This window comes from Marivita sp. (genome assembly GCF_051251565.1).
Lineage (GTDB): Bacteria > Pseudomonadota > Alphaproteobacteria > Rhodobacterales > Rhodobacteraceae > Marivita.
On the sequence record NZ_JBPOFB010000034.1, the window covers coordinates 1 to 12,001 of the forward strand.

The window sequence follows — 12,001 nt, forward strand, 5'->3', positions numbered from 1 at the left end:
GGGGTATCTCCTTCAAGGCTTCTATCCCCGCAGCTTGCACCATCCATCCGATCAGCGCCGCCGCGATTACCTCATGTTTCGCCCCGGTGTCGAGGCACCAGCCCGACTTAGACGGCGCGCGCCTCACCTGCCTGCAACCGCCCCGCCGCCACCGCCGACAGCGCCACCATCACCGATGCCGTGCCCAGCACCAAAGGCAAGCCACCGACCTGATAGCTGAGGCCAGACAGAACCGTCCCCAACAGCCGCCCACCGGCATTGGCCATGTAGTAAAACCCCACATCCATCGTCACGCGGTCGCTCTGGGTGAATTCAAGGATAAGATAGGAATGCAGCGCCGAGTTGATTGCAAAAAGCGCGCCAAACGCCAGCAACCCGATCACAAGGGTGACCGTCAGCCACGTTTGCGGCACAGGCGACAGCAGGGCTGCCACGGTCAACGCCACCGGAACCACCAACAGCAAAAGCGCCCAAGTGCGGGCATCCACGACCAACGCGCCCGCGTCTCGGTCCGCCGCGCGCAACAGTTTGGGGGTATAGCCCTGCACCACCCCGTAGAGGATGATCCACACCGCCATGAACGTCCCGATCAGGAAGAACGTCGCGCGGTTGCCCGCCTCGGTCCCATCCGACAACACAGCATAGAAATAGATTGGAATGCCCACCACAAACCACACGTCCCGCGCGCCAAACAGGAACACCCGCGCCGCCGACAGCCAGTTCACATTGGCGGATTTGGAAAACACCTCGGAAAACTTGGCGCTCTTGCGCCCGGTCGGCAGGCCCGAGGGCATGAGCACAACAATCGCCACAAGGATCACGGCCAACACCGCAGCCATCGTATAAATCGCGGCGACAAAGCCAATCGTCGCCAGACAGGCTGCACCCAGCAGGAACCCCACCCCTTTGACCGCATTCTTCGATCCGGTCAGGATCGCCACCCAGCGGAACAACCCGCCATCTGTTGTCGGGGCCAGCAGCTTGACTGCTGATTTGGACGACATCTTCGCCAGATCCTTGGCCACGCCCGACGCACCCTGCACGCACATCACAAACGCAACCGACACGGTGATCGCCCATGTCGGGTCAAGCTGCGCCAAAGCCAACAGCGCCACAACCTGCAAACCAAGCCCCGCATAAAGCGTTGAGGTCAGCCCGAACCGCGCCGCAATCCAGCCCGCGCTCAGGTTCGTCACCATCCCGGCGATTTCATACAGCACAAACAGATAGGCCAATTGGACCGGCGAAAAGCCCAACGTGTGAAAGTGCAACAACACCAGCATCCGCAGCGCGCCATCGGTGAGCATGAACGCCCAATAGGCCGCCGTCACCGCGATATAGGCGGAAAGACCCTCAGGTTTGCTCACAACCCGTCGCCCACCATCAGCGCCACATCCACAAGACGGTGCGCATAGCCCATCTCGTTGTCGTACCACGCATAAACTTTCGCCTGCGTGCCGTTCACTACCATAGTCGACGGCGCGTCGATGATGCTTGACCGCGTGTCATTGGTGTAATCGGCTGACACGAGCGGACGTTCCTCGTAGCCCAGAACGCCGCTGAGCGTCCCCTCGGACGCCGCCTTGAACAGCGCGTTCACCTCTTCCACCGTGGTCGCCCGGTCCATCTCGAACACGCAATCGGTCAGCGACGCGTTGAGCAACGGCACCCGCACGGCATGACCGTTCAAGCGGCCTGTCAGCTCGGGATAGATCAGCGTGATCGCCGTGGCGCTGCCCGTGGTCGTCGGGATCAGAGAGTTCAACGCCGAGCGCGCGCGGCGCAGATCCTTGGCGGGGCGGTCGACGATGGTTTGCGTGTTGGTCACATCATGAATTGTGGTGATGGACCCGTGGCGTATCCCGATCGCCTCGTGCAGCACCTTCACAACGGGCGCCAAGCAATTGGTGGTACAGCTTGCCGCAGTCACGATGTCATGCTGTACGGGGTCGTAAATGTCGTCATTCACACCGTAGACAATGTTTGCGGTGGGTCCGTCCTTGACCGGCGCCGACACCACGACTTTCTTCGCTCCCATTTGAAAATAAGGCGCGATTTTCGCCTCTGACTTGAAAACGCCGGTACAGTCGATCACCACATCCACCCCGTCCATCGGCAGCTTGGACAGATCGGAAGTGCCCACAAACGGCAACCGCACGCCATCGACACTGATGCTGTCTGCATCATGCGAAAACGCAGCATCCCAACGCCCATGCACGGTGTCGAACTCCAACAGATGCGCGTGCATCTCGGGGTCGCCCACCGCGTCGTTGATCCACGCAATCTTGGCCCCCCGCGCCAGCAACGGTTTCAGGGCAAGCTTGCCAATGCGGCCAAGGCCGTTGAGCGCATAGGTGGTCATGGGGCGGTTTCCTCGTTCAGGTGTCCAATGTCATCAACCGCCTTTTGCAGCGATATCCGGTCAAGCGCAGTCATCGGCAGGGCCGTAAATGCGGTGATCCGGTTGCGCAGCGCGCCATACGCGGTCTGGAACGCAAGGCTGCGCTCGGCGTCGGACCCGGCTGCCTTGACAGGATCGACCATGCCCCAATGTGCGCTGATCGGCTGACCAGACCAGGCCGGGCACTCTTCGTTCGCAGCCTGATCGCAGACTGTGAAGACGAAATCGAAATTGGGCGCGTCGGGTGTCATGAACTCCTGCACGTTCTTGGCACGCAAGGCGGACACGTCATGCCCTTTTTGGCGCAGCACATCGACCGCCATCGGGTTCAGTTCGGAATAGGGTTTGGTTCCTGCGGAAAACACCGCGAACCTCTCCCCGCCCATGTCCCGCAGAAGCGTTTCAGCAAAGATCGACCTGGCAGAATTGCCCGTGCAGATAAACAGAACATTAAATTTTTTCAGGGACATATCACCTGTTCCTTGTCCAAAACCTGCCGCAAGCGGGCTGCACATATCCGGCCTGCCCCGACAACAATCAAGCAGCAGGAAATCCAGCATCTCCTGCACCTCGCCTACATTCACAGTGTAACGCAGTGATGTCCCGACACGGGTCTGGCCCAACAATCCGGCGTCCAGCAAGTTGGACAGATAGGCAGACAGGGTGGACGGCTTTATGTCCAGCGCAGCCGAGATTTCGCCGGCGGGTACCTTGTCCGGCATGCGGCGCATCAGCATGCGGAAAATGGCCAATCGTTGCGGATGACCAAGGGTCGAGAGTTGTGAGGCGATTCTTATTTCCATATTTTGTGAATAATGGAAATAATGATGCTGTCAACGAGTCGTTTAGGCAAAAACACATAGGCCTGACACTGCGCCCGACCCTTTGACCCGGATCAGCGGGCCACGCCTTGCACTCAGACTTTGGCATTGCGACGCGCGGCAAAACCCGTAAACCCGCAACAACCCTTTCGACCGGAGACGCGCCATGCCGCTGCCCATTGCCCGTATCACCCCCGTGCCCCAGCCCTTGATCGGCCATGTCACCCTGCCCGGCTCAAAATCCGTCACCAACCGCGCGCTTTTGGTGGCCGGTCTGGCGCGCGGCACCAGCCGTCTTACGGGTATCCTGCGCAGCGACGACACGCATTATATGATGACCGCCCTGCGCGCGATGGGTGTGGGCATCACCGAACTGGACGACACCACGGTAGAGGTGACTGGCTCTGGCACCCTGCACCCCGCCTCCGAGCCCTTGTTCCTTGGCAATGCTGGCACTGCAACGCGGTTCCTGACGGCGGCCGTGGCGCTTGTGACCGGCACCACCATCGTGACTGGCGATGAACATATGCAAAAGCGCCCCATCGCGCCGCTGCTGAACACGTTGCAGGCGATGGGCGTCGAGGCCAGTTCTGACACCGGCTGCCCGCCCGTGACCGTCACCGGAACTGGCACATTCCGCAGTGGCGAGATCGAGGTCAGCGGCAAACTGTCGAGCCAGTACATCTCGGCGATCATGATGCTGGCCGCAATGGGCGATGCTGAAACCCGCATCACCATCGCAGGCGGTGCGATTGGCGCGGTGGGCTATCTGCACATCACCGCAGCCGTCATGCGCGCCTTTGGGGCGACAGTTAAGTTCCCATCCGACACGCAGATCATCGTGGCTCCCGGCGGCTATAGCGCTGCCGACTACCACGTAGAGCCGGACGCCAGTGCCGCGACCTACCTTTGGGCGGCGGAAAAGCTGACGGGCGGGGATATCGATATCGGCACAGCCCCCGGCGACATGAACCAGCCCGACGCCAAAGCCTATGAGATGATCGCAGCCTTCCCGAACATGCCAGCCACGATCAACGGCTCGCAGATGCAGGACGCCGTTCCGACCCTTGCCGTTCTGGCCGCATTCAACCAAACACCCGTGCGCTTTACCGGAATCGAGAATCTGCGCGTCAAGGAATGTGACCGGATTGATGCCGTGCACAAAGGGCTGACGCAGGTGCGTGCCGATCTGGCAACGGTCGAAGGCGACGACTTGATCGTACATGCCGATCCGGCACTGGCCAGTCATGTCAGCACCGGCCTGATCGACAGCCACGCAGATCACCGCATCGCCATGTGTTTCGCGCTGGCTGCGATGAAGGTAGAGGGCGTGCGGATCGAAGACCCTGACTGTGTGTCCAAGACCTTCCCGACATATTGGGACGTCCTGCGCGGGCTGGGTGTCGGGGTTGAGATCACCAAAAGCGAATAACACCCGCCTGTATCGTTAGGTCTTGCCAGAGAAAGTACGCCCGCTCGGTGATTGCCACCGGGCGGGCATTTCGTTTAACCGATCATTCTGCCGCTATGGTGCCTAGCGCCGCATCGCCGCGCAAAGAGACCCATGCGCCCTTGCCGGTATAGCGCCAGCCCAACCGGCCTTCGCTGTCCATTGCGAACAGACGCAGCCAGCCATTGTCAAACAGAGCCGCCAAACCGTCATGCCGCTTCAGAATGTCGGTGATCGCGTCGCGCGGGGCCTCGACCGCAACAGACAAGCGCAGCGGATCATGCATGAACGCGTCACCATCATGCACCGATTGCCACGGCAACCCACCGCGCAGCACACCGCCATTGCCTTCGACCACACCGATCCCACCGGTCACGTTGTGCAAAAGCTTGTTGCCCGCACCAAACGCATCCGGGGCAACGGACGAACCGTAATATTGCAGGCTGATCCAGCTTGCCACGACCACGGGCGCGGTCAGGATCAGCTCCAACACCTGAAAATTGGTGTCCTGCTGCCAGTCATAGGTGTGCAGGAAAGATCGCCCGCTCAGGTTCCGCCCGGCGGTGCGCGACCGGGGTGCCGCGATAAAGGCCGAACACCCTGCAAGCCCCCATTCGGCCCGTGTCTCGGACCAATCCTTGGCACGCTCCATCACCGCCGCCGCATCGGTCGCACGGGGCAACCGGGCCAACCGCTCCGTCCGGGTCGCCTTGGCCGCTGTTTTCAGCGCTGTCCTGAGAGTGGCGATCGCCGCGCCCTGGGTATGGCCCTCAGGCAGATCGCCCTCATAAAGCCGCACCTCATCGGTCACTGTGTCGTGCAGACCGGCAAGGAACACCGTGTCCGCAGGGATGTCGATCCCGTTGGTCGCCAGCCCCGCCCGCACATCCACATCGTTAAGCAATTGCGCCACCAGACGTGCGTTCACATCGCCCGCATGCCCGCCACACGCCCCGCATTGCAGTGCGCTGGCATGCGGGTTGTTGACCACACCCGCGCCATGACCGGCCAGCAGGATCACCTTGCCAAACCCGGATTTGAGCGACATCCCCGACAGGATGCCAACGGCCATGTTGATCCGGTCCGCCAGCGGAATGGACGCCGCCAAAGCCGGTGCCGGATCATTGCCAAGTTGCGGATGCTTTTGCGCCAGAGAATCCCGCACAAGCTTGCCCAGATACAGCGGGCCTGTGGCCTCGACAAAGGCAAAGCTTGACACAGCGGCCAGCCGGAACCGGCCCCAGGCCCGCGTCACCCGCCGCGACACGCGGGTCAGCATATCACTGTCCTGAGGATCGGTCGCGGCAGAGGCAGCGCCCGGATTGATCAGCACCGGGCCCCGAACCTCGGACACGTCGGACGCAAAACTGTGATGCGCCGCCGCGATTCCAAAGAACCCGGCAAAGCCGATGGTCTCGATGCTATTGCCCGACGCCTCCAGCGCACGCCGGAACACTTCGGAACGCACGTCAATGCAAAACGCCGCCTGTACGTCTGCCGCCTCGACCGCGCTTGCACCCGGTTGCGCCAACGTGGCGTCCAGCGCCCGCGCCGCCGCATGATCCGCCGCTGCCTGTAACGCGGCATCGATCAGATCGTCCTGGCTGGGGACGATAGGCTGGGCATGCGCCTCAAGCACGGCGGCCCATTTGTCGCCAATCTGGTCCTTGTAGCGCGCCAAAAGCGCGGCCTCGAACACCAGCTTTGCGGTCAACAAATCGGTGATGTCGTTGTTCGCCCCCCCCTTGAGGTTGGCACGGAACGCCTCGCCCGAGGCAAGCTGCGCCCAACCACCAAGCCGCATCAGCAGCGTGTGGAAATAGCTTTCGCAGGCCTCGGCCGTGATCCCCATATCCTCGGCGCATTTGGTCAGCGCGCCGCGTGCGGACATCGACATCCCCGCCACCCGGCTGGCAAAGCCAGTCAGGCCGAAAATCTCGGGCGTCAGGTCGCGCTGCGCAAATGACCGCCACGACAGCCACGCCCGCGTCTTGGGTGCGGGCCACAATGCTTGGCCGGTGTCGTAATGCCCGCCTGCCCAGTGGCCGATGCGTTCAGCGACAAAATCGGGCCAGTTGATATCCGACACCTCTTCGGCCAGATCGGCCAGCGTGGGCAGGGTTTCGGGGGCCGCGACCGTCTTGTCCATCGCTGCAATCAGGTCTTCGACCGTTGCCACCAGATCCGCCACCTCGGCCAGACCGGCCTCAAGATCGGCCACGCTCAGATCATGCGCGGCAAACTTGGCTTTGAAATGCGCGCGCTCTGCCACCGTCCGCACCCCGGCCACCCGCGCCAACCGCGCGGCGGCCATGTGCAACGGCTCGCCCGCTTGCCCAACGTAGGGGTTCACCGCAACCGTCGCCTCAAGCGACCAAAGCGGCGGGATATGGGCGGCGGCGTTCTTGGCGCCTGCCATGATCTCAAGGGCGGGACCCGAGAACCGTTCAACCATTGTCAGCATGTCGTGATCTCCTGTCCCTGTTTCACCGGTTCCGCGCGGCCCAGCCGCCGGTCAACCGATCAAACACCGCATTGAGGTAAAAGCCGTTTGAAAGATGCACCCGAAGCCCTTGGGCCGCCGGATGGCTGGCCCAGTTCGGGAAGGTGGCCTGCGCCCAAGCCACCGTGCCAAAGCTGATGATGGTCAGCACCATCAACGCCCATTGCAGCGGGCCGGGGGCCGGTGTTTCGGGCAGCGCTCCTGCGGTGATCCAGATGGCAATGGATTGCAGCGCGAAATAGCTTAGGGTGGTGGCCCCCGAATAGATCGCCATGCGCTGCGTCAGAACACCGGGTGCGGCATCGGCGAGACCTTGGGCCAGCAGATACGCCACCCCCATGACCAGCACCGCGCCCAAGGCAATGGCCTGTGCCGACTTGCCGTCCAGACCCAGCAGCAGCCCGATGGTGCCATAGATCGCCAGCGCCAAGGCGAACGCCTTGAGCACGGCCTTGTTGTTCGGGATCGCCACAGGGCCCGGCCGCCGGATCGACGCCACCTGTTGCACCGCGCCGCCCGACGCAAGGAACGCATGCGCCTTGTACAGCGAGTGTGCCACGATGTGCAAAAGCGCCAGCGGGAACAGCGCCAAACCGCATTGCAGGATCATAAAGCCCATCTGCGCGACGGTAGACCATGCCAGCGATGTCTTGACCGATGGCTGCGTGAGCATGACCAACCCGCCAAAGATCGCCGAGAACCCGCCGACCATCACCAGAAGCGACAAAACACCCGGTGCCAGCAAAAGAACATCCGCAAACCGGATCAGCAAAAAGCCCCCCGCGTTCACCACACCAGCGTGCAACAAGGCCGATACCGGCGTCGGCGCTTCCATCACCTCGGTAAGCCAGCCATGGGTCGGCACCTGCGCCGATTTGAACAGCGCTGAAATCGCCAGCAGACCCGCCGCCAAAAGGGCTGCGCCGCCGCCTTCTCCGGCGCGGGCTGCGTCGATGATCGTGGCGATATCCGCCGTCCCGTAAGCCGAGGCCAAGGCAAACGCCCCAAGGATCAACCCCGTGTCCGAGGCCGCCGAGCACAGCCCCTTCTTGCGCGCTGCCCGTTGCGCCGCCGCGCGGTCGGGATAGGTCAGCAGCAACCGGTTCACACACAGACCCACAGCGCCCCAGCCGATGATCAACTGGATCAGGTTGCCCGCTGTCACCAACAGCAGAACCGACGCGAGCGCGAGGCTCAGCCAACCCAGAAACCGTGTCTGTGTTTTTTCACCATCGGTATAGGTGACCGCGAAACGCATCACGACCCAGCCGACAAAGCTCACCAGCATCAGCATCGTCACGCTTACCGCGTCAATCCGGGCGGCAAAGCCCATCTCGGCGGCACCAAACAGCGGGCTGGTGGCCGATCCGTCGCGGATCAACAGGCCGAACACTCCCAAGGACACGACCATTGCAGCCAGACCGGCATATTCGCCCAGACGCAATTGCGCCGATCCACGCGGCATGTCGCTGCGCATGTAAATCAGGCCAACAATGGCAAAAAAGGCCGGGGCCAAAAGCGGCAATGCGGTGATCATAATGCGGTCTACCTTCAAATCTGGATCGTCTGGGGCGATCTATCGCGGCACCAAATTGAAGAAAAATACATTGTTTGAGGGCAATCGTTCCATTAAACAGAACGAATGTCAGATTTGAACTATCATCACCTGCGCTATTTCTGGGCCGTGGCCCATGATGGCAACCTCACGCGCGCGGCAGAGCGGATGAACCTGTCGCAATCAGCGCTGTCGGCGCAGATCAAACAGCTTGAGGACCGCATCGGCCAGGCCCTTTTCGAACGTCGGGGCCGCGCGCTGCACCTGACCGAAGCCGGGCGCATCGCGCTGGATCATGCAGACACGATCTTTGCAGCGGGCGAAGAACTGGTCGCCACCCTGCGCGACACCGCGCGCCCGGCCCGTGCGTTGCGGGTGGGCGCGCTGTCGACCCTGTCGCGCAACTTTCAGATCACCTTTCTGGAGCCGGTGCTGGGCCGTGCCGATGTCGAAGTGATCCTGCGCTCCGGCAGCGCGTCTGAACTCTATGCCGCGCTTGATGCGCTCAATCTTGATGTGGTGCTGACCAACACGCCCCCCGCCCGCGATGCGATCAGCCCGTACCTGACGCAAAAGCTCGCGGATCAGACCGTGGGCCTTTTTGGCACACCCGACCGCGTGCAGGGCACCCTGCCCTTCGAGACGCTTGTGGCCGAGCATCCCTTGATCCTGCCCACCCGCGACACGCAAATCCGCAACGCCTTTGATACGCTGCTGGCCCGCGTGCAGGCCAAACCCATCATCGCCGCCGAGGTTGACGACATGGCGATGATCCGCCTTCTGGCGCTGCGTGGCACCGGGCTGGCCGTGGTGCCGCCCATCGTGGTGCAGGACGAACTGGCACGCGGCGATCTTGTGCAGGCGGCGATGCTGGACCTGCACGAACTGTTCTACGCAGTGACTTTGGACCGGCGCTATCCGAACCCGCTGGTCAAGGAACTGCTTGAGGCGGCGCGCAACTAGGGGATGATCTCAAACTTGGTGACATCGACCATGCCTCTGTCGGTGATCTTGAGCGCGGGAATGACCGGCAGCGCCAGAAAGGCCAGTTGCAGAAACGGCTCGTTCAGCGTCACACCCAAGTCCCGCGCGGCGCGGCGCAGCTCGATGAGACGGTCGCGCACCGCCTCAAACGGTTCAAGGCTCATCAGCCCCGCCACCGGCAGCGCCAATTCGGCAAGCACCTGCCCCCCGGCGGCAACAACGAACCCGCCCTCGATTGCGGTCAGCCGGTTGGCGGCAAGAGCCATGTCGGCATAATCGACCCCCACGCAAGCAATGTTGTGATGGTCGTGGCACACGGTCGACGCGATCGCCCCGCGCTGCAACCCGAAGCCGCGCACAAAGCCGGTGGCGATGTTGCCGTTCTTGCCATGCCGTTCGATCACCGCGATGCGGATAAGATCGCGCACGGGATCGGGGCGTTTGTCACCATCCTCAACCGCGATGGTTTCGTGCAGATGTTCGGTGATGATCTTGCCTTCGACAATGCCGATCACGTCCGTTTCCGCACGGTTGGCCTTGGCGCGGAAGTCTTCGGGGGTCAAATGCGGCGCGTGTACTGACCGGCGTGCGACCGGCGCGATATTTGACCGTTTGGTAAAATTCGCAGGCGTCGCCTCAATCCCAGCGCAGAACACGGTTTGCACATCGCAGGCCTCAAGCGAGGTCACTGCCACGATATCCGCCCGCTTGCCCGGCGCGATCAACCCCCGATCCCTCAGACCAAACGCCTCGGCCCCCGACAGCGACGCGGCGCGATAGGCGGCCAGCGGCGGTGTGCCAAGCGCGATGAGCGTGCGGATCATGTAATCCAGATGCCCCTCTTCCGCGATGTCCAACGGATTGCGATCATCGGTGCACAAGCACATGTAGGGCGCCGTGCGTTCGGTCAGCAGCGGTTGCAGTGCGTGCAGGTCTTTCGATACCGACCCTTCGCGGATCAGCACGCGCATCCCCTTTTGCAGCTTCTCGCGCGCCTCGTCTGCTGTTGTCGCCTCGTGTTCCGTCGTGATCCCCGCGGCGATATAGGCGTTGAGATCCATGCCGCGCAATTGTGGGCAATGACCATCGATGTGGCCGCCTTGGAACAGGCGCAACTTTTCCATCGCCTGCGGATCGCGGTGAATGACGCCGGGATAGTTCATGAATTCCGCAAGCCCGATGCCCGACGGATGACCCATAAGCGGGACCAGATCAGCAGCCAGCAATTCCGCCCCGGCGGTTTCCATATGGGTCGACGGCACGCAGGACGACAGCTGCACGCGGATGTCCATCAACGTGTGCGCGCTGGCCTCTTGGAAATAGCGGATGCCGTCAGCGCCGATCACGTTGGCAATCTCATGCGGATCACAGATCGCTGTGGTCACGCCGTGCGGAGCCACGCAGCGGTCGAATTCGAACGGCGTGACCAAGGAGCTTTCGATATGCAAATGCGTGTCGATGAAACCCGGAACAAGGATCAGGCCCGACATATCACGGACCTCGGCGCCGTCATACTGTCCACAGGTGCCCGCGATCATCCCGTCACAAAGAGCGATGTCGCCGTCCAGAAAATTCCCAGTGACAAGGTCAAATATCCTTGCGCCGCGCAGGACCAAATCTGCGGGCGCGTCGCCACGCCCCACGGCGATGCGGCGGTCCAGCAAATATGCGTCAGTCATGATCAAATGCTCCGGATTGGTTTTCCCAAGTCTATGCAGCGGGACTGCGACAACCAACCCCACTTTGTTTAGCGCTAACGACTCAGGGCCCGGTTTTTACCCGGTTTCGCACCGGGTGCCCGTGCAGTGTGCGGAACGTGAGGAGAACACGTTGCATGCCATGGCATACCGGATCAATATGTCACACCCGCACCCAAATCGCTTTGGATACCGAGAGAGGCATTTCGAGCCGCACACATACCATGTGTGATTGTTCGCAAGTTGCGTGGATTTTGAGCATGTTACCCTGCGTCGGGTAAATTTATTTACATTTTTTTCACTATATTTGAAAACTATTTACATCTAACTAGCTGATTTTAATTTACTTATTTATTTGTTTTCAGCCTCGCGTATGATCCAAAGCAAGCCGCGATAACACATCTGTGATCGCAGTCTGAAACGCCCGAGGAGGATCGGGCGGCGTGAGGGAGATCAAGACCATGAATGACCAAACCACTGGAATCGAGGCCACGCGCGTCTACGCGCCGACATCTGAGATGGTGTTGCGGGCGCATGTTGATGCGGCGCGGTATGATGAGATGTATGCGCGGTCCGTGTCTGAGTCCGAA

Annotated in this window: 8 protein-coding genes; 2 read left to right on the plus strand and 6 right to left on the minus strand. The window is 61.6% G+C overall.

The annotated features are described in order from the left end of the window. Positions 1-107: 107 nt before the first annotated feature. The 3 genes from arsJ to ACSHXH_RS18575 are packed head-to-tail and all read right to left on the minus strand — an operon-like array spanning position 108 to position 3,204. Complete coding sequence (arsJ, locus tag ACSHXH_RS18565; protein ID WP_435673289.1) at positions 108-1,367, minus strand: organoarsenical effux MFS transporter ArsJ; 1,260 nt, start codon at positions 1,365-1,367, stop codon at positions 108-110. Further along, a complete protein-coding gene (locus ACSHXH_RS18570) occupies positions 1,364-2,362 on the minus strand; it encodes an ArsJ-associated glyceraldehyde-3-phosphate dehydrogenase (RefSeq protein WP_435673290.1) in 999 nt (332 codons plus the stop codon). The genes arsJ and ACSHXH_RS18570 overlap by 4 nt, the downstream gene beginning before the upstream one ends. After that, entirely contained in the window at positions 2,359-3,204 is an 846-nt protein-coding gene (locus ACSHXH_RS18575; RefSeq protein ID WP_435673291.1) for a helix-turn-helix domain-containing protein, read from the minus strand. The genes ACSHXH_RS18570 and ACSHXH_RS18575 overlap by 4 nt, the downstream gene beginning before the upstream one ends. 184 nt (positions 3,205-3,388) lie before the next feature. Here ACSHXH_RS18575 and ACSHXH_RS18580 point away from each other — a divergent pair, with 184 nt between their 5' ends. Then, a complete protein-coding gene (locus ACSHXH_RS18580) occupies positions 3,389-4,654 on the plus strand; it encodes a 3-phosphoshikimate 1-carboxyvinyltransferase (RefSeq protein WP_435673292.1) in 1,266 nt (421 codons plus the stop codon). An 82-nt stretch (positions 4,655-4,736) separates the two neighbouring features. Here ACSHXH_RS18580 and ACSHXH_RS18585 read toward each other — a convergent pair whose 3' ends face one another. Together ACSHXH_RS18585 and ACSHXH_RS18590 are read right to left on the minus strand one after the other, a co-directional pair. Then, positions 4,737-7,136 (minus strand): YbcC family protein, encoded by a 2,400-nt coding sequence (locus ACSHXH_RS18585; RefSeq protein ID WP_435673293.1) that lies wholly within the window; start codon positions 7,134-7,136, stop codon positions 4,737-4,739. A 22-nt stretch (positions 7,137-7,158) separates the two neighbouring features. Beyond that, positions 7,159-8,712 carry a proton-conducting transporter transmembrane domain-containing protein gene (locus ACSHXH_RS18590; protein WP_435673294.1) on the minus strand — a complete coding sequence of 518 codons (1,554 nt, stop codon included), beginning with the start codon at positions 8,710-8,712 and terminating at the stop codon, positions 7,159-7,161. A 105-nt stretch (positions 8,713-8,817) separates the two neighbouring features. Between ACSHXH_RS18590 and ACSHXH_RS18595 the strand changes: the two genes are divergently transcribed. Then, positions 8,818-9,693 (plus strand): LysR family transcriptional regulator, encoded by an 876-nt coding sequence (locus ACSHXH_RS18595; protein ID WP_435673295.1) that lies wholly within the window; start codon positions 8,818-8,820, stop codon positions 9,691-9,693. Here ACSHXH_RS18595 and ade read toward each other — a convergent pair. After that, on the minus strand, positions 9,690-11,393 hold the full coding sequence (gene ade / locus ACSHXH_RS18600) for an adenine deaminase (RefSeq protein ID WP_435673296.1): 1,704 nt from the start codon (positions 11,391-11,393) through the stop codon (positions 9,690-9,692). The two genes, ACSHXH_RS18595 and ade, sit on opposite strands and share 4 nt — an antisense overlap. Positions 11,394-12,001 lie beyond the last annotated feature (608 nt).

Excerpts from the sequence above, each read along its gene's own strand:
- ACSHXH_RS18570 (WP_435673290.1), bottom strand. The coding sequence starts at position 2,362 with ATGACCACCTATGCGCTCAACGGCCTTGGCCGCATTGGCAAGCTTGCC.
- ACSHXH_RS18575 (WP_435673291.1), bottom strand. The coding sequence starts at position 3,204 with ATGGAAATAAGAATCGCCTCACAACTCTCGACCCTTGGTCATCCGCAA.
- ACSHXH_RS18580 (WP_435673292.1), top strand. The coding sequence starts at position 3,389 with ATGCCGCTGCCCATTGCCCGTATCACCCCCGTGCCCCAGCCCTTGATC.
- ACSHXH_RS18585 (WP_435673293.1), bottom strand. The coding sequence starts at position 7,136 with ATGCTGACAATGGTTGAACGGTTCTCGGGTCCCGCCCTTGAGATCATG.
- ACSHXH_RS18590 (WP_435673294.1), bottom strand. The coding sequence starts at position 8,712 with ATGATCACCGCATTGCCGCTTTTGGCCCCGGCCTTTTTTGCCATTGTT.
- ACSHXH_RS18595 (WP_435673295.1), top strand. The coding sequence starts at position 8,818 with ATGTCAGATTTGAACTATCATCACCTGCGCTATTTCTGGGCCGTGGCC.
- ade (WP_435673296.1), bottom strand. The coding sequence starts at position 11,393 with ATGACTGACGCATATTTGCTGGACCGCCGCATCGCCGTGGGGCGTGGC.